General features: G+C 58.1%; 19 protein-coding genes and 2 tRNA genes. 17 read left to right on the top strand and 4 right to left on the bottom strand.

Translation table 11 applies throughout. The features are described 5' to 3' along the window. The first annotated feature begins 34 nt into the window (after positions 1–34). Both BMZ83_RS06000 and BMZ83_RS05995 read left to right on the top strand, forming a co-directional pair. Positions 35–1,516, top strand: coding sequence for a heme-binding protein (locus tag BMZ83_RS06000; RefSeq protein ID WP_074876657.1), 1,482 nt, complete (start codon positions 35–37; stop codon positions 1,514–1,516). Positions 1,517–1,655: 139 nt separating this feature from the next. Beyond that, positions 1,656–2,567 carry an acyltransferase gene (locus BMZ83_RS05995; RefSeq protein WP_074876655.1) on the top strand — a complete coding sequence of 304 codons (912 nt, stop codon included), beginning with the start codon at positions 1,656–1,658 and terminating at the stop codon, positions 2,565–2,567. On the opposite strand, the gene BMZ83_RS05990 is transcribed toward BMZ83_RS05995, so the two are convergent. Both BMZ83_RS05990 and BMZ83_RS05985 read right to left on the bottom strand, forming a co-directional pair. Continuing rightward, complete coding sequence (locus BMZ83_RS05990; RefSeq protein ID WP_074876653.1) at positions 2,564–2,893, bottom strand: DsrE family protein; 330 nt, start codon at positions 2,891–2,893, stop codon at positions 2,564–2,566. The two genes, BMZ83_RS05995 and BMZ83_RS05990, sit on opposite strands and share 4 nt — an antisense overlap. Positions 2,894–3,024: 131 nt before the next feature. Next, positions 3,025–3,095, bottom strand: a tRNA-Gly gene (locus BMZ83_RS05985). Positions 3,096–3,240: 145 nt separating this feature from the next. Between BMZ83_RS05985 and BMZ83_RS05980 the strand changes: the two genes are divergently transcribed. Continuing rightward, positions 3,241–4,074 carry an NAD+ synthase gene (locus BMZ83_RS05980; RefSeq protein WP_074876651.1) on the top strand — a complete coding sequence of 278 codons (834 nt, stop codon included), beginning with the start codon at positions 3,241–3,243 and terminating at the stop codon, positions 4,072–4,074. Between the two features lie 24 nt (positions 4,075–4,098). Here BMZ83_RS05980 and BMZ83_RS05975 read toward each other — a convergent pair whose 3' ends face one another. Then, complete coding sequence (locus tag BMZ83_RS05975) at positions 4,099–4,821, bottom strand: DUF3105 domain-containing protein (RefSeq protein WP_074876649.1); 723 nt, start codon at positions 4,819–4,821, stop codon at positions 4,099–4,101. Between the two features lie 144 nt (positions 4,822–4,965). Between BMZ83_RS05975 and BMZ83_RS05970 the strand changes: the two genes are divergently transcribed. From BMZ83_RS05970 to BMZ83_RS05955, 4 genes are all read left to right on the top strand, one after another. Then, positions 4,966–5,634, top strand: coding sequence for a DUF7114 family protein (locus BMZ83_RS05970; protein ID WP_074876647.1), 669 nt, complete (start codon positions 4,966–4,968; stop codon positions 5,632–5,634). Positions 5,635–5,688: 54 nt separating this feature from the next. After that, positions 5,689–5,760, top strand: a tRNA-Thr gene (locus BMZ83_RS05965). Between the two features lie 154 nt (positions 5,761–5,914). Further along, positions 5,915–7,114 carry a tyrosine-type recombinase/integrase gene (locus BMZ83_RS05960; protein ID WP_074876645.1) on the top strand — a complete coding sequence of 400 codons (1,200 nt, stop codon included), beginning with the start codon at positions 5,915–5,917 and terminating at the stop codon, positions 7,112–7,114. 367 nt (positions 7,115–7,481) lie between these two features. After that, on the top strand, positions 7,482–8,150 hold the full coding sequence (locus tag BMZ83_RS05955; RefSeq protein ID WP_206674322.1) for a GIY-YIG nuclease family protein: 669 nt from the start codon (positions 7,482–7,484) through the stop codon (positions 8,148–8,150). Positions 8,151–8,270: 120 nt separating this feature from the next. Here the strand turns inward: BMZ83_RS05955 and BMZ83_RS05950 are convergent, their stop codons facing one another. Then, positions 8,271–9,620: a PDDEXK family nuclease gene (locus tag BMZ83_RS05950; protein WP_074876641.1), complete on the bottom strand. Its 1,350-nt coding sequence runs from the start codon at positions 9,618–9,620 to the stop codon at positions 8,271–8,273. Positions 9,621–9,756: 136 nt separating this feature from the next. Here BMZ83_RS05950 and BMZ83_RS16235 point away from each other — a divergent pair, with 136 nt between their 5' ends. The 10 genes from BMZ83_RS16235 to BMZ83_RS05900 all read left to right on the top strand — a co-directional run bounded on the left by BMZ83_RS16235 (position 9,757) and on the right by BMZ83_RS05900 (position 17,841). Then, positions 9,757–10,584: a hypothetical protein gene (locus tag BMZ83_RS16235; RefSeq protein WP_074876850.1), complete on the top strand. Its 828-nt coding sequence runs from the start codon at positions 9,757–9,759 to the stop codon at positions 10,582–10,584. 451 nt (positions 10,585–11,035) lie between these two features. Continuing rightward, entirely contained in the window at positions 11,036–11,335 is a 300-nt protein-coding gene (locus BMZ83_RS05940; RefSeq protein WP_074876639.1) for a hypothetical protein, read from the top strand. A gap of 6 nt (positions 11,336–11,341) precedes the next feature. Beyond that, positions 11,342–13,198 (top strand): hypothetical protein, encoded by a 1,857-nt coding sequence (locus BMZ83_RS05935; RefSeq protein ID WP_074876637.1) that lies wholly within the window; start codon positions 11,342–11,344, stop codon positions 13,196–13,198. A 661-nt stretch (positions 13,199–13,859) separates the two neighbouring features. Then, entirely contained in the window at positions 13,860–14,354 is a 495-nt protein-coding gene (locus tag BMZ83_RS05930; RefSeq protein ID WP_074876635.1) for a hypothetical protein, read from the top strand. 62 nt (positions 14,355–14,416) lie between these two features. Next, positions 14,417–14,737, top strand: a complete 321-nt coding sequence (locus BMZ83_RS05925) for an SWIM zinc finger family protein (RefSeq protein WP_143076901.1) — start codon at positions 14,417–14,419, stop codon at positions 14,735–14,737. Then, a complete protein-coding gene (locus BMZ83_RS05920; protein WP_174955506.1) occupies positions 14,734–15,147 on the top strand; it encodes a DUF6166 domain-containing protein in 414 nt (137 codons plus the stop codon). The genes BMZ83_RS05925 and BMZ83_RS05920 overlap by 4 nt, the downstream gene beginning before the upstream one ends. Continuing rightward, positions 15,147–15,509: a DUF6908 domain-containing protein gene (locus tag BMZ83_RS05915; RefSeq protein ID WP_074876631.1), complete on the top strand. Its 363-nt coding sequence runs from the start codon at positions 15,147–15,149 to the stop codon at positions 15,507–15,509. The genes BMZ83_RS05920 and BMZ83_RS05915 overlap by 1 nt, the downstream gene beginning before the upstream one ends. After that, positions 15,502–16,005 carry a hypothetical protein gene (locus BMZ83_RS05910; RefSeq protein ID WP_143076900.1) on the top strand — a complete coding sequence of 168 codons (504 nt, stop codon included), beginning with the start codon at positions 15,502–15,504 and terminating at the stop codon, positions 16,003–16,005. Before BMZ83_RS05915 ends, BMZ83_RS05910 begins: the two co-directional genes overlap by 8 nt. A 114-nt stretch (positions 16,006–16,119) precedes the next feature. After that, entirely contained in the window at positions 16,120–17,121 is a 1,002-nt protein-coding gene (locus BMZ83_RS05905) for a metallophosphoesterase family protein (RefSeq protein WP_079990118.1), read from the top strand. Between the two features lie 120 nt (positions 17,122–17,241). Continuing rightward, positions 17,242–17,841: a TATA-box-binding protein gene (locus BMZ83_RS05900; protein WP_245748686.1), complete on the top strand. Its 600-nt coding sequence runs from the start codon at positions 17,242–17,244 to the stop codon at positions 17,839–17,841. The last annotated feature ends 194 nt before the right edge of the window (positions 17,842–18,035 follow it).

The following is an 18,035-nucleotide window of genomic DNA, read 5'->3' as shown; positions in this document are numbered from 1 at the left end:
CAACGCCCAAGCCCCCCGGTTCCCAACGGCATGTATGACCGAGCCACCGCAGACCGAAGAGGGATGGTTCGTCCTCCACGACTTCCGTGACGTGGACTGGGACGCCTGGCGCGACGCCCCCGAGCGGGAGCGGGAGCGCACGATCTCCGAGGGCGTCGACTACCTCCAGAACCACGAGGACGTCGTCGACGCCGAGGAGGGCACCTCGGCGGTGTTCAGCGTCGTCGGCGACAAGGCCGACCTGCTGATCCTGCATCTCCGGCCCAGCCTCGACCACCTCTCGACGGCCGAGCGCCGGTTCGAGCGCACGGCGCTGGGCGAGGTGACCGAGCAGGCTACCGCCTACGTCTCGGTGACCGAAGTCTCGGGCTACGTCTCCGACGCCTACTTCTCGGAGGACGAGGAGGAGGTCGACGAGGGGCTGAAGCAGTACATCGAGGGGAAGATCAAGCCCGAGCTGCCCGACGACGAGTACGTCTGCTTCTACCCGATGGACAAGCGCCGCGGCGAGGAGGTCAACTGGTACGACCTGCCGTTCGACGAGCGCGCGGACCTGATGGCCGGCCACGGCGAGACCGCCCGGAAGTGGGGCGGGAAGGTCGACCAGATCATCTCCTCCTCGCTCGGCCTCGACGACTGGGAGTGGGGCGTGACCCTGTTCGCGGGCAACGCGACCGACATCAAGGACATCGTCTACGAGCTCCGCTTCGACGACGCCACCTCGAAGTACGGCGAGTTCGGCTCCTTCTTCGTCGGCCGGCGGTTCCCGCCCGCCGACCTGGGCGCGTACCTGCGCGGCGAGACGGTGCCGACCAGCGACACCGAGGGCCACCACCACGCCGAGAGCGATGAGGGCCACAACCATGGCGATGGCGAACACGGCGATGGCGACGGCCATCACGACCACGGCGACGGCGAAGACGACGCCGACGAGGGTGACATCCGGGGCGAACTCGAGGACCTCGACATCTACGCCGGCCAGCCCCACGGCGAGGACGTGTACGCGACGGTGCTCTACAGCGATGCCGACGCCGACGAGGTCGCCGACGAGGTCGACGGCCTCCGGGGCAACTTCGAGCACTACGACACCCACGTCAAGACCGCCGTCTACGAGGGCACCTACACCGACCGCGTCGCGGTCGTGAGCATCTGGGACACCGCCAGCGCCGCCGAGACCGCGGCGGGGTTCCTCTCGGACCTGCCGGGCGTCGTCTCCCGGGCCGGCGAGGAGTCCGGCTTCGGCACGATGGGGATGTTCTACACCGTCAAGCCCGACTACCACGAGGAGTTCGTCGAGAAGTTCGACACGGTCGGCGACCTGCTCGACGACATGGAGGGCCACATGGAGACGGACCTGATGATGAACCGCGCGGACGAGAACGACATGTTCATCGCGAGCCAGTGGGTCTCCCAGGAGGACGCGATGGAGTTCTTCCGCTCGGACGCGTTCCGTGACACCGTCCAGTGGGGACGGGACGTGCTTGCGGACCGGCCGCGACACGTGTTCCTGGCCTGAACAACCGACAGGGCGGTTTTTCGTCGTTTCCGCGTGCCGTCGCCGGGTCGGGCGTCCCCACGGACGCCCCCGCCCGACGGGTTTTGCACGGCATGTGAACACCCGAACCCATATGCCCGCGCCACTCCAGTCTCCGTGCATGACTAAACGGCACGCCTCGCTCCCGCCGGACACCGAGGCAGGAGTGGACGCCTTCATCGAGGAGGTCGACGAGCGGCTCGCTTCCGACGAGGAGACGTGCGACGTGGTGCAGGACGTGCTGGTCGACCTGTTCGGCGACCGCGACGCCTACGAACGCTGGCAGGAGGGCGGCGACGTGACCCCGGCCGAGCGCGTCCGCCTGCAGGGGTACGACCCGTGTAACGCGACCCTCGAGTCGGAGTACTACGCCGAGAAGGACGAGGACCGCTTCCAGCGCTCGAAACACCTCCAGTGGCTCTGGCGGCAGTTCGACGCGACGCCGATGGCCGACAACGTCGAGTTCGCACTGCGGTTCCGGGGGATGCTCGCCGACCACCTGTTCGAGGAGTGTGGCGACGACTGCCGCTTCTTCAAGGGGATCACGTTCACCTACGGCCACAACATCCGCGTCGGCGACAACGTGGTGGTCCACGACGACGTACACCTCGACGACCGCGGCGCCCTCGAGATCGGCGACCGCGTCTCGATTTCGGACTCCGCGCAGGTCCTGAGCCACGACCACGACATCGTCGACCAGACCGAGGTGGAGAACTACCGGACGATCGTCGAGGACGACGTTCGCCTCACGTACGACACGATGGTCCGCGCGGGCTCGAAGCTCGGCGAGAACTCCGTCGTCGGCGCGAAAGCCATCGTCGACGGCGACGTGCCGGCCCACCACGTCGCGGTCGGGCAGCCGGCGAAGTCGGTGCGCATCAAGCCGGGGTGGGAGGACGTGGCCGAACCGATGGAAGACCGACTCGAACGCAACAAGGAGCAGCGTCGGATCGAGTACGACCTCCCCGACGATCTGGAGGTCTTCGACGAGTTCCAGCGGGACCTGAACCCGCCGGGCGGCGACGACAGCTAAAGCCGGATGTACGCCCAGCCGTTCGTCTGTAGTCGCGTCAGTTCCCCGACGCCGGAGGAGACGAACTCGACGCCATCGCCGAAATCAGCCTCGCCAGCATCGGCGCCCTGCGCAGCGTTCGAACAGAACTTCACGGTCGCGCCCATCTCCACCAGCGCGTCGCTCGTCTCCTGAAGGTCCCCCGCCGCGGCGTCGATGACCGCGGGCCGGTCGACGACGACCGTGACGGCGTCGACGTCGAGGGTCTCGTCGTCGAGGAGGTTCCGGACTTTCGGCTCGGCGACGCGGTAGGCGTCGACGTCGGAGACGTGGTAGACGGTATTCATATGCGGAGTTCGACAGTCGAGAACAAGAAAGCGCGGTGAGCAGAAATGCGCCGTCCGGGAGTCTCGCGAGCGAGGCCGAAGGCCGAGCGAGTGAGACTACGGAGGGCGCACGACTGACCGCAGGGAAGGAGTGCGCCGTCCGGGAATTGAACCCGGGCCGGTAGCTTGGGAAGCTACTGTCCTACCACTGGACCAACGGCGCTCGTATCCGACAGAACGCCAGCCTCCGGTAAGTCGGTTTCGGAATCCGCCACCCCCGCCGCGTCGACGCCGCCGGAACCGGACGCGCGTCCACCGGCCCCGGGTCGAGCCGTGGCTATTTGCCGGCGGCGGCAGAACCACCGCATATGTCCGAAGACGTTCTGACCGAGAACGCGCCGCTCGACCTCCGGTTCTCGGAGGAAGAACTCGAAACCGCCCGCGGGGAGATCGTCTCGTTCATCGAGGACACCGTCGACGCCGCCGGCGCCGAGGGGGCCGTGCTGGGGCTCTCCGGGGGCATCGACTCCACGCTCACCGCCTACCTCGCCGTCGAGGCACTGGGTGAGGAGGGGCTCCACGGGCTCACCATGCCCGCCCGCGTCAGCGACGACGAGCTGATGAGCGACGCCGAGGCGGTCGCCCAGTCGCTGGGGATCCCGTACGACGTGATCGAGATCGAGCCCATCGCCGAGCAGTTCGACAAGGCGTTCCCGGAGGGCGTCGACGACCGGACCGCGGCGGGTAACGTCCGCGTCCGCACCCGGGCGGTGATGAACTACTACGTCGCCAACGTCGAGAACCGGATCGTGCTGGGGACCGGCAACCGCAGCGAGGCGATGACCGGCTACTTTACGAAGTACGGCGACCAGGCCGTCGACTGCAACCCCATCGGCGACCTCTACAAACAGCAGGTCCGCCAACTCGCGGCTCACGTCGGCGTGCCCCACGAGCTGGTGATGCAGACCCCGACCGCCGAGATGTGGGCGGGCCAGACCGACGAGGAGGAGATGGGGCTGAACTACGACCACCTCGACGCCGTGCTGGCGCTGCACGTCGACGGCCCGCTGTCGAAGGCCGCGACGGTCCGCTACGTCGACGGCGTCAGCGAGGACCACGTCGATCGCGTGGTCGAACTGGTCGACGGAAGCGCGCACAAGCGCACGATGCCGCCGTCGCCGGGGCTCTCGCTCAGCGAGTGAACCAGTGACCGCGGCCCGGTTTCGCTACCGGACCGGGTTCTCCGGCCCACGGCCGAGGTACTCCGAGGCGAACGCGTGGACGGCCTCGGCGTCGTAGTCCTCCAGGACGAGTCGGTGGGTCCACGCCGTCACCACGTAGTCGCCGCGGGGATCGTCGTTGGGGTTCGGGGCGACGACGACGCTCTGCCAGGTTCCCTGGTAGTTCGAGCCCCACGCTCGCAAGCTGGCCTCCTCCTCGTCGGTCAGGTTCGCCGGGTCGTAGTAGATCACGACCGCGCCGTGTTCCAGCGTGTGGACGAGCTCCTCCAGCTGCGGCGTCTCGGTGTAGAAGCCGGCCGCGACCGTCCCGGCCCAGTGGGTCCCCGAGAGCGGCGGCACGCGTTCGTAGTCGACCGCCCCCGACTGGTGCTCGGCGCCGTTGCTCTCGAACGTCTCGACCTGCGAGATCCACTCGTCGTCGCCGCGCTCGTCGAGCGGGTCGTCCTCCATGCCCGTCGGCTCCGCGTCGACGCCCTCGACGCCGCTCCCGCCGCTCAGGAAGAAAAACCAGATGGCGACGACGAGCACGAACAGCACCGCGACGCCGGAGAGCAGCCCCGCGATCGGGACGCTCTCCTCGTCGTCCTGCGCTGACTCGACCCGGCGCTGGTCTATCGGCCCGAGTTCCCCGGCGTGCTCGTCGCCGAGATGTTCGAGGTAGGCCTCCTCGTCGTCGAAGGCCGCCCCACAGTACTCACACTCGACCATACCCCACCACCGAACTGGTCGCCCATAACCCTTCGCTATCGGGTGGTCGGGGCGAGCGGACGGGCTGACAGTGTTGTCCGTCGTTGCTGGCGCTTTGGTGGGCTTTCCAAAGGCCTTTGACTTCGCCGCGGCTTCCGTTACACGATGGACGACGCCGCCGTGGCCCGCCGCTCGGCCCGGAACGCGCTGGGGGAGATCGAGCCCGATCCCCTCCGTGAGACGCTCGACCAGCGGCTGGCAACGGCGTCGATGGCGCCGGGCGCGCTGACGCTCGCGACCGCTCGCGCGTTCGACGCCGGGACCGACGTGGCCGCACTCGGCGAACTGGCAGCCGGCGTACAGCTGATCTACGAGGGGCTCTCGCTAACCCGCCAGTTGGCACACGACGAGCCGTGGGCGACCGACCCCGACGCCGACATCGAGGCCGACCTCTCGGTCGTCGCGGCCGACGTGCTCGTCTCGCGAGGGTTCTCGCTGTTGGCCCGCACGCCGGCCGCCGATCGCGCGGTCGAGACCGTCCGGACTTTCGGCCGCGACCAGACGGCCCGCGAGACCGCCGAGGAGACCGGCCCGATCGACCGGAACCTCGAGGTCGACGTGTTCGAACTCGCGGTCGTCGCCGGCGCCGCTGCCGTCGACGCCACGCCCTCGGAGGAACTGCTGGCGTTCACGGGCGATCTCGCCCGCTCCTACGAGGGGGCGCTCCCGGCGGCGGCGGAGCTGCTGGGCGGGTCGACGGCGGACCGTCTCGCCGGCTACGCCGACAGCGTCGTCGAACCGGAGGCGGCACGGGGCACGGGAACGGATGCCTGACGCCGGGGCGAATCGAAACCACTAAAGACGAAACCGCGGTAGGAGAAGACGCGCGCCTGGGTAGCTTAGCGGTAAAGCGCGTCCTTGGTAAGGACGAGACCCCGGATTCAAATTCCGGCCTAGGCTTCAGCGGCCTTACAGGCTCTCTCGGCTGATTTCGCCCTTCTCAGGAGAGCCAAACGATGTCCAATAACGTACGAAAACGCTACAACCCGACAGCCGCGCCGTCTTGCGATTCGATAAAGTGTCATGGCACACAGACAAATCGAGGTGTGCGCGGGTGACCAACCAGCCCGATCCGCTGGACAACCTCCCCGCCGGTGATGGCACCCCTCAGGACAGCCTTCCATCGGCTCCGGAACCAGTGGAACTCGATTTCCCGCTCATTAGTGAACGATCACGCGAAGACCTCGAAGCATACGGGCTCAACATGGTCGACGACTACCGCGACTTCAAACAGGAGGTACTTTCGTGGCTCGGCTCGTACGGGAAACACCCAGAGAAAGGCCAGGGCCTCGCACAGAGTACCCTTCAGTCGACGCACTACAAGCTCGAAATCGTATTCAGGTGGCTCTGGGAAGACGAAGACGCCTACACGACAGAGTTTACTCCCGACCACGCTGACCGCTTTATCCGCCTCCTCAACCGCTCAGATGGGATGGCTGATTCAAGCGTACTTCACTACGGGAAAGCTGTCCAGCGGCTATTCAAGTACCAGAACCACATCCACGGAACGGATTACGACTGGGAACCGAAGCCGGAACTGAGTCAAGCAACCGGGGATGAACGCGACTATCTTCGCCGAACCGCGTTCAAGCCACTCTATCAGGCGGCGCTGGAATACAACTCGATCAAGAGCTACCATAGCGATATGTCCTCTGAGGAGCGTGACCGGCTGAAGACGTTCGTCTCTCAGCGACTCGGTGTACCAAAGTCAGAGGTCGGCCCTGAGCAATTCAAACAGGCCAACTCTTGGAAAGAACCGTCGATCATCGCTGTAACGCTTGATACTGGACTCCGTCCCATCGAAGTAGGCCGAGCTACCACAGACTGGGTTAACCTTGAGAACAACGAGCTCAACATCCCCAAGGACGAGTCCACAAAGAACGAAGCTCACTGGAACTGTTCGATCAAGGGACGCACAGCAAGAGTACTTGAACGATGGTTAGAAGAACGAGCAACGTACGACAAGTACAGTGGTCGGGACGAGCTCTGGCTCACGAAGCAAGGGACTACGTACAGTTCGAAGTCATGTAACTACCTACTGAGTCGGCTCGTCGACGACGGTGATCTTCCTATCCCAGATCACAAAGACATAACGTGGTACGCGATTCGTCACGGGGTTGCGACATACTGGGCGAATCACATCGGTCCGCACCACGCGAAGGAGCAACTTCGCCACAAGAGCGTCACGACGACGATGAAGTATCTTCACTCAGACGCGGAAACGCGGAACGACGCCGCTGAACAAATCTGGTGACGCTCACTTCGAAAGGGTGAGTAACGGGCTACCACAGCCCGGCCGGAGCCTCTGGGTGATTCCTTTCGCGTCTCTTGTGAGCCGTTTTTCCCGTCGATTGAAGTGTTGTGGATCAGAACGGGCGGTATAGGTTTCTATGGTACAACGGCCCCCTGTCTGTTGGCGAGACTACGACGGCCCGGAGTGGGGTGGTGTCGAGTGGTCTCCGTGGATGGACTTGGACGCTGATACTCTCGCTACCGCCCCTGATGCCCCTGGACTCTATCGAGTACGGCACCAGAACCGAGAAGGACTCAGTTACATCGGCGAGTCAGGAGACACACAGCATCGTATTCGGGCGCTGGCAAGGCGTGTCCACGATTCGGAGATGCCGTTCCGCGATCCGCATACCGCCGCTCCCTGTCTGTGGGCGATTCGTGATGATGATGGCCCAGGGTTCGAACTCTCTTACACGACGCCGGAATATGCGGCTGACGATCAGCAACGCAAGGGTTTGGAAGCCGCGCTCATCGCGTCGTATCGCTTGGAAGCTGGAGAAAGTCCGCCGGCTAACTTCGGGCGAATCATCTCCGGCTATCAGCAATCCTCGTACCGAAGCGGTGGCGTGCGCGGTGGATCATTAAACAACGGGGAGAATGAACCAAATGCCGAGCTTGGACGTTCTCCCGAACCGTGGGTCAATTTCGAGACTGTAACCGATCCGAACTGGATGGCAAGCGATTGGTCGGAGCCGTATCGGTTGGCTGACCGCCTCGATGCTGATCCGTCTGATGTTGGCCTCTACCGGATATGGTATGAGGGAGATGCACCACCGCTTGCGTATATTGGTGAGAGTTCAAACATCAGTAGGCGTCTCTACAAGCACGAAAGTACCTACGGGGGCGATGCACTCTTTTCATACTCATCACGGACCGATCTTGACGCATCTCACAAGCGTGGGGAGGTCGAATGTGATCTAATCGGCGCTCACTACATAGCTCATGGGTGTCCGCCACGAACACAGTTCGGATACACTAACCAGATCGAAATCAGTTAGGGAAATTACGGCTCGAATAGTACGCTGAAGGCGGTTGCGGGCCGTAGTAGGTTTTAGGAAAAAGTGAGGAAAGACTTCGCTAAGAAGGTGATTGCTCATCGGGGGGATGGTGTTATTTTATCAGATGCCAAGTTCCTCGCGGATGTCGGCGGCGGAGAGGATACCACTCTCAGCAAAAAAGTCCTGAATCCCCGGCCCGCTGGCATCGCCCGGACCAAGGCTAAACATCGGATCACGCAATCGATTCTCAAGTAGAGCCAGAAGTGCGTCGGCTTCGACAAGTCTGACTTCCTGAATGTCCGTCGTAATCTTGAGAGTCCGAACCGCTTCTTGGCTTTCATCAGAGATCGTACCTGAGATGACCGCGAAATAGATATTACGGAAACCCTGATTCCGTAGTGTCGGAACCTCTCTGTTGATGTAGTCCTGAAATTGTCTTTCGTCTCCGGTGTTAATGCTGTACCCATTGCGACGGACTTTCGCATCGTAGATGATTGCGTAGTTGTGCATCCGGTCTTTGGCAACACCGTCGGGGTTGCGGCCCATCCCCTGGCCGAGTTCCTCAACCTCGAATCCGATCATTCGGAGGCACTTCGCCAGACGATTCTCGAATAGTGTTTCAACGGCATTACCTGTCTCCTCGGCAAGTTCCTCCATCTCCTCGGTGTTGTCCGCAAGGTCTGGGAGAATCGACACAATCGGCGGTGTGTAGCTATCTGGGAGGGTTTGGTGTGTTGTCTCCCCCGACTCATCATCGTCATCTTCGTCGAACTCGTCGCGCTGTTGCCAGTACCAGAAGACATGCTCAACGGTCCACAGATGTACGTCTCTCCCTGTGTAGTCAGCCAACGATTCTCGCATCTCTTCGTTTAATTCCCAGAACTCAGCATAGCTATCAGCGAGGTCGTCTTTCGGCTCCCAGAGTGCAAGATCAGAGAGCGCGTTCACCATCGACGTGTAATAGATAGGGTATCGGTCAGGGTCGTGAATTTGCCAGAAGTACGAGAGAAAGTACGGGATTGACCCGGGTCGAGGTGCCTTTCTGAGGTCATCCACCTCATTGCGAAGCCGCTCGACGAACCCTTCCAAGGTACGAATTTTCTCTTTAGCCGCACTTTCGTCTTCTGGTGGTTGGATGAGGTTACGAAGAAGATCAGCAAGCTCGTCCCGCCGACCTTCGCCAGCGGAACTATAGAGCATATTGAAGAACATCATCCCGTTCATACCTTTGAATCCCCAGTATGGGAATCGCTTGTTTTGCCCATCAATCTCCGACTTGAACTCACCCAGCGCCATATTCTCATTAAGGAACTCGTCGATAAGCTCCCGGAGACGTGGGAGTCGATCACGTCGGCGCTCATCGGCCGTCTCCATATCGACAATATCACCCTGGCTATCTTGCATCCGGTATTCGTTTTCCTCGAATGCATCCCAGACGCGAGTTAGCTGTTGATTGTCAGCGAGAGCCATCTTACTTAGCTATCAGACCACGTATTGAAGGTAGTTGTCCCTTGACATCCGACGACCGAAATCACATTTTTCGCCAATTGTATCAATTAGTAAAGGTTTATTATCTTATATGTCCTATCTTTACTTGGGAATACCCGTGACTGACAAGTCCAGCGATCAACTTCGCTTCGGCGAAGATGGAGAGTTAGAGGAAAGCGAGGAGGGCGAACAGGCAACAAAGAATGTAGGGGATGATGGTGATCCCACTGGACGGTTTCAGACCGATGCCCGATACAATATCTTTGACGTGAGTTCGTTGCTACAAAAATCAGTGAGGCGGTCAGACAAAGAAGCCTCGGCGTGGGCCGCCTGGGAGCTCGTTAGGTCGGGATACGACAATATGTTCTGGAAGCGGATTCTAACGATAGCGACCGAAGACACCAGTATTGAGAGCGACGTGACCTCACAGGTCCGATCTCTCTATCAACTCGGAACGGGACAAGTAGATGTCGTCGACAGTTGGTCCGCTGAGAACGAGCGGGGACGTGTCTGTGCCCTCAGAGCGGCCGTAGTATGTGCCCAGGCACAATCCAGCCGACTATGTGACTATCTCAATAACACCTTCGAGCGAATTGCTGAGGAGCGTGTCACCGCCGCTGAAGAAGGCCGTGAGCCACGATACGATTTCCCCGTTGGCGAACTCAATCCGGATGGTCAACACGATGTTGCCTTCGATATGCACACGTCGATTGGCTCGGGAAAAAATCGCGGCTACGGCCATTTTTTGATCCATTCGTCACGGACTGATTCGATGAGTGATCTCGAACGGCGGTACAAGAGCATCAATATGGAACTTGTGGGGCAAGCCGACGATACCAGCGCGGAGTTCACCCACGAGGAATTTGATCACGCACTCAGCACAGTCGACTTCGATGATCCGTGGGAGGAGCCGAACCTCGAACAGGAGACACTCGACTCCAAGTGACGTTGTCCCCCAAACTTCGACGCCCCTAAACGCCCCGGTAAAGGCCTTTGACACCCCCCGACCAATTTTACAAAGACCCGCTGAAACTCAAAATGTAGGGAGGTTCGCCGCTATCGTGGTACTGGACGATACGGGTGATGGCATGTCAGCTCGGATTAGTGAGCTGATTGGTGGCGACGAGACCACAAACTTACGTACATCTCATTACCAATGTTCTACGATCTGAATCGATTATTCGACATATCCAGCCGTACGCCGTCTGTCATTGTATAGACGATATATATCCCAGAATCGTCAGTTCTGGTTTTGTATTGAGTGGTATCGAACTACTCGTATATCCTCGAACAGGTGGTTTGTATCTCGATGAAAGTAACTCAGAGAAACCAGTAACCTGATATATCACCATACAGAAACTTTTTGAACGGGTATTGCATAATGTTATGCAAGGAAGATGATCCAGAAGACAATCAACATCCAAACTTCGCACAAAAAATTCATAGACGGAAGTGCCTTGTCGCTCTCCCGAGCCGTCCGACAACACATTGAGGCAATCAACAACGATGAACGAGAGATGCCGTCAGAAGACGCACGGCGAAGTCCAGAAAATGACTATGTCCGAACCACCATCGTCATCGACGATATTCACCAGATGTTCCTCGAACGGACTGACGCGAAGCTCTCTCACCTCGCTGATGACGCTATAGGCTATCACGTCGAACGCGAACGGAAGCTTACTGAGCTGGACGAGTAACTCTGGATGTCGAGAATTGAACAGACCCCAACCTCCGCCAAAGTGGACGCCCTTCAGGAGTGGCGAAACAAGTCTTACAACACCATCAAGGATGCCATCAACCAAGGCGGAAATCACCTCCTTCCTATTCTGATGACGCTCGGCAAGACGTGGAGTGCGGGCAACCTCCCGGCTGACGACGACGTCGACTATCCCCTCACCGTGTTCACGAAGCAAATCGACACCCGTGAACAGATCGAGGAGTACGCCATTGAGGCCGGTCTCGAACCTGAAAATATCAAGCGGCTTCCCGTCTTCAATCGTTGGTGCCCTACCGCCAAGGGTGAGCACGACGGCAAGGAAGTCTCCGGGATGGACCTGAAGTGGTCCGAACTGATGGCGGAACTTCAACGCCAGCTCGTTCCCCCGAGCATCATCCACGAGTTTATGGGCGACAAGATTCCGTGCCAGCACGATGGCAAGTGTGAATACTCGGCCGCGTGCGACTTCGACGCTGAGGACTACGAGCTCCTAATCGGTCACCCAGTCCACGCCAACATCTTGAGCTATGTCGAAGAACGTGCTGTGCTGTTCGACGAGGATGCTGGCGGGGCCTTCGAGTACACTGTCAGCCAGAGCGTCTACACGGCGGCTATCTCTACGTTCCTTGAGCACCACTCGGACATCGACGCTGGGTCAAAGAATGACCTGATCCGTGCCGACGATGAACAGCGAGAGGAATGGATTGAGATCATTATGGATCGTGAGCTCCTGGTCGATCCGGACATCGGCTACTCGAATCAGGGCGGTCGTGCCGATTCTCCACTCCTCACGCTGGCTGTGCTCAACGGTAAGCCCGTCGAGAACGATGAAGTGACGGACACAGGGCTTCGCCGTACGGAGATTGGAAAGAAGGTACTCCTCCACGACGAGGGCAAAGACAGGGACGAACCATCGGTCACCATCCGGAACCCTCCCGAAGCCCTCACGAGTGCGTGGGCGGCCATCGCTATGGACGGAACACCAACCCCGGAAATCTGGGAGGGTCGCCTCGGACGTGAGCTCGACTACGACGAGGACTTTATGACCGACGAAGAACGTGCTGAGTTCGTTCGTGATACCCTCGGCTACAAGATCACCCAACTTACCGAGGAAACAACGGCGTTCTCAGCGAAGGCGAAAAATGTCTCTCGATGGAAGTTCAACGGCTACCTCCACGAAATTAGTGAGCACCACGACCGGATGGTCCCGACTATCACAAGTCTCCAGGCTAAGAAAAGCATCATCCACGGCAAATACGTGGACAACAAAGAACTTCACCTCGGGAAAGTGCGTTCCCACAGCGAACTCGAGGATGAAACGCTCCTTGCGGTACTCGGCTCGCTCCACCCTGGCAACCGTGCCATCCAACAGCTCGCGGCCTTGGACGGCTACGCCATTGAAAGCAACGGCAAGTACGGTGTTGACAAGAGCTACGGCGAGATTGGCGACCGGTACTACCACCATATGGTTCACAGCGAAGTCGCACAGGCCATCTTCCGTGCTGGTCGGAAGGACGACATCGCTGGGGCGGACATCTACGTCTACACAGCGTGCATTCCCGACTGGATTCCCCGTAAAGTCGTGAGTAAGCGACCACAGAAGTGGAGTGACAAGATCGAGGAAACAAAGAGAGTCCTCAAGAACAACGAATCAGTCTCCAAGGCTGAAATTCAAGAGAAAACCGGTAACGGTGAACGTACTGTCCGGAAGCATCTCTACACCCTTCGGGACCTGAATGCTGTCGACAGCATAACCGGATTCAACGGGAAGAAAGAGTGGTTCGATACAGGTATCGACACCCTCAATCCCCACGGCCATTTTCGAATCCACCCCGAAAACTAACCACAAATCCGGAGTCATCAACAGACCAACCGCTGAATGCCATCAACCCTGAGTGCCCGGGAAACGGTCCTTCGGACTATTTTATGTGGTGAGTTAACAATATCTCTATACTTGGCAAGGTGGCATATTAACGAATTAGTAAGGCGACTTGCCACATAGAGCATTAGTGTTAACGCGTATCACGGTTTGGAATACAGTCCGAGTTACTCACACATCTCAGATATACCATCAAACAAGGACATAAAAGAAAAACTGGCCGTAGTATCTTGATTCATTAGTTACAGAAAGTAAACACTTAACACCTATCCCCGCGTATATCTAAACACGGAAAACCCCAGCTACAGCTTCAAACAACTGGTTTGAGGAGAAAAATCGGTGTAGTAGCACCGATTCTGTGGGTTACCCGTGGAGACGAGAACCCAATGTCAGATAGCGACAGCTACGGAATAAGCGCATCGGCACCGAACCACCCTGAAGCGAGACACGTCGACGCTCACCTCGTGATCGACAAAAGCGAGTGGGTACCTGGAAAGCATCCTGACCCTTCGCGCCGACATGAGTGTCAGACCGAGTACTTGGAGCGATACCTCCGCTGTATCGAGTGCGGCGTCGAGGTTCTGAGCAAGCGTGATCTTCCAGTCGAGTGTGACGGTGATCGGCGATGAACATTCTCGACGCCCAGATTGACTGGCGGGAAGACGTCGGAAATGATCCCCGGCTGGAAGTCCTCGTTGACGAAACTCCAGAACGGTCTGAGCTCCGGTTCGAGCACGAAGACAGTCTGTGGACAGCCATCGATAACGGGTACGTCGAATACTTCGCCTGGAGCGGTGACGGCAATGACGGCGGCTTCTCCGGTCGGTCGTTCGAGATTACGACCGTCGACGGTGAACAGGTCACGCTCGAAGGGCCGTGGAGTTCCCGGGCTGGCTGTGTGAACAAGCGACGGTTCGGGCCGGTCGTCGACGTACGAATGGCGACTGACCCCAGCGTACTGGAAAAAGGCTACACGTTCCGAACCGGCACCCTGACGCTGTCGGCGGCGAAGCAAGCAATCGATCTCGCCGACGAGGATGTTCACTTCAAGCGGGTCGAGAAGTTCGACAGCAACGAGCCCTACTGGGTGCCCGTCCAGGACGACAGAGGTGATGTCTGATGTCTTCGGAATCAGTCCAGCCTGACATCGGGCCACGGACTCTCCGGGCCGCCACGGAACATATGACCGTCATCGAGGAGGCACAATCACTGTTCTCTGTCACAACTCAGAGTGGTTCCGAGTATACCGTCGACCTTCGAGAACCCGCGTGTACGTGTCCGGACTTCGAGTACCGTGAGTCTGTTTCCGAGTGTAAGCACATCCGACGTGTACGGATAGAGGTCGGTCAGGTTGACGTCGAGACGCTTGAGACAGAGCTCATCGAGGCGGCGGACAATCTCGAATCGAATGCCGCCGAGCTTGAAACTCAGGCTCAAGAACTCACGGATACCGCCCACGAGCTTCGGGATGCCCTGGACCGGATAGTGGAGGTGGCCCGATGAGCCCCGATACCCAGGGGTTGACCCGAAGAAAGACCTCTTCGGCGACTTCATCTGGCCTGTCAGCCGAGGATACGTTAAGCGACCACGACAGTCAATCGATTTATCGAGGCCAGCGAGACAGGACCGCCCCAGTTGGTGAAGAATGTACTGTCACTGTCGATGGCGAGCCGTTGGACTGTCGGTACGACTTACTGTCGGCGAGCCCGGCTGGTTTCGAGTGGAACTACGGGGGTAGCGGTCCCGCCCAACTCGCTATTGCGCTTCTCGCTCACGCATTCAACGATCACTTCGCGGTAACTCACTACCAACGGTTCAAACGCAACGTTGTCGCGGAACTCCCAGAGAACGGCTGGACACTGAGCAAGAGCGAGATTGAACGATTCGCTGAAGGCGCGGAGGTGTTGGATTGATGGACGCCATCTCGGAGATGCTGGGCAATCTGGGCGTTCCATCGGTTGCGGAGATGAACGTCAACGAGAACTACACGATTACGGTGGACGGATTCGAAGACTTGACTATTGAGAAGATCGGGGATGGTCGTCTCAGTGTCGGGCACTACTACACGCAACGTGGCGACCTGATGAGCGATCCCGAAGTTGTGTTCATGATCGACGACGACGAGTGGCGGGCGGTTAGGTACACACAGCACCCGCTGGCCCACGAGCACGACGAATCAGGTCTGGACCTGAGTGAGTTCCTCTCGACGTGGGGCAAGAACCTCAGGAGACAGGGGTTCGTCGACGCCGCCAACAGGAGGGTTGCTGATGACTGATCTCTCTGGTCGAACGCGGCGTAACGTACTGGCCGTAGCCGGCTCAACAATCCTGTTTGCGGGCTGTACATCGGAAACAACGGATGAGCAAAGTCCCGACGAGGTTGTGAACGCGTGGCTGGAGGAACACGAGTCGACTGAACAAGAGGCGGTTGATCAGTACGTGTCGGGCAACGACGCCCTTGAGGCGAGCGACTATTCGCGGGCAATGATGCACTTCGAGCGAGCCACGAACAGTTACGAGTCGCTTGAGGAAGCTCTTGACAGCGAGCTCGAAAGCTACGAAAACGGCACCGAGACATGGGAGTTGTTCAGCACACTCGGACAGTACTATAGCTTCATTCGGAGAGCTTCGACGTGGCGATACAGTGCGGCCTACGAGCGGGCTGTCAACGACGACCCTGTCGCCTCCGAAGAAGCGTTGGCAACGAGTGACGACCGGTTTGAGCGAGCCGAGGAACTGAAGCAAGAATTTCGAGAGATGATGGATAGCTAATCTCTGAGCTGAATGCCATCAAACACGGCTTAACGTTAGTATCTCTATTTAGGAAAGCCTGATCCCGAATAACTTCTCCGGAAAGATGATACGTCCCGTTGCGGTTCTTTAGATATGTCCTCTTGGGAAGCAATTGATGATCGTTCTTATCTCGACTCTATCTCGGTAACTGTTGTTGAAGCGGTTCATCACAATGATGAGAAGTTAGATTGGCGACTTACTGTAGAAGATAGCTCTGGGAAACAGTTTGAGCTGGAAATCTGGAACAAGCATAACCCGCTGACAGAATGGGTGGAAGGAGCGGAATACGTGATCCGGGAGGGGTATGGACAGACGTGGGACAATGGTCGGAAAAAGAAGTTACATAGCTCTGACAAATGGGGCGCGGACCGCGTGGATTCCACTCCGGATTGTCGTCTGATGGTTATGGGCGATAGCCACGTTGGACGAAAGAAACACCCCAGCAAGCCCCATCAATCGATTGACTGTGCTGGAAAATTCGAACAGGCAATTGAGGTTGCCATAGCCCACGACGCCGATTCCATACTTCATACTGGAGACGTGTTTCACGATTACGCTACCGAGGAGGATTGCAATACTGTTGATGCGGCGTTCCAGCGGATGCAAGATGCCGGTATTGATTTCTACTATATCTTGGGAAATCACGAGTGCGATCGTGGGACTCGTCTCCTCAAACGATGGGAACGTCAAGGCGTTGCAACTCACCTCGATATGGAGGGCTCAGACATTACAGATGACCTGAAAGTCTATGGTTACGATCACCGGCCCGGATCGAAATTCTCGGTTGAGGAGATGGACGTGCCAACTTTACTGATGAGTTCGGTTTCGATCCTCGTGCTACACCAGACACTTGTCCCGTTCCGCTCCGGTGCGGATGTAGACTTAGACGAAATTAACAGCAAGCCGTTCGGTGGTTTCGACTACGTAGTGTCTGGACACCTTCACGATCCAGAGCGGCCGAACTGGGACGATGGTGAGTTCCTTTACGCTGGTTCGACAGAAGACATTAGCACTAACACCGACGCTTCGGACCCTTCTGTCTGGTTTCTAACCGTCGAAAGTGGGGCGGTCGACACCCTCAGGCGGAAACTGTAGAACGGAACGACGGCATACCGCTGATATGCCATCAACAGAAGAAAAGAGTGGAGATCTCAGGATGATGGGGCTTCACTGATGCCGTAACTCAGTAGATTAGTAGCCAGTAGCTCATACCAGGTGACTACTAAACCCGCTTCTCTTATTACCACCAATGGTTATGACAGAATAGTGGTTGACCTGAAGATCGCCAACGTCTCAGGTATGATCACATACCGGCAAGAGCTGGATCTTGCGGCCTTAGCGGAAACGTTCTCTGAACGCGAGGATGTCACCAGTGTAACGTACGAACCATCGCAAAACCACTGGCTTCAAACTCGGTTTCCGCCTGATAATACATATGTCGCATTCTATCGATCTGGCCGTTGTTCTATTACAGGATGTGGCTCAATAGAAGAATTCAACAATAAAACTGAGCAAATAAATGGAGTGATGCGTGATATTCTGAAGTTCGATTACAAACCAGCGACCGAGATCAACAACATCGTAGCTACGACCGACTTCGGCTCACCAATACCGCTGGAACTTCTTACTCTTGAGTTGGGGATGAATACCGCGGAATACGAGCCGGAACAGTTCCCCGCGTTGGTGTACCGTGGCTCCGATCATATTATTCTCGTATTTGCGAGTGGGAAGTTACTTTGTACAGGGGTTACTGATCTTGATGCCGCTTCTGAGGCTTTCGCAAACATCACTTCACAAATTCATACTGTCATCTAGAGGTATACCGAATGAAAGGAATTGTAGAGTGCTTTCCGATAGCTACTTGTTCGGACCTGTAAGCTGATACCGTAAGTACAGGCAACAGAGTGGTGACTGTATGTACGCCAGAGTAGAGGGTGAATAGGCTATCACCGATATATTGAATGAATGATGACTATCAGGATGTCACCAAGGGAAGATTCTCATCGGTT

Origin of the sequence: Halolamina pelagica, from assembly GCF_900115675.1 — an archaeon.
GTDB classification, from domain to species: domain Archaea; phylum Halobacteriota; class Halobacteria; order Halobacteriales; family Haloferacaceae; genus Halolamina; species Halolamina pelagica.
Note: the sequence above shows the minus strand (reverse complement) of the source record. Positions and strands in the feature narration are given on the sequence as shown.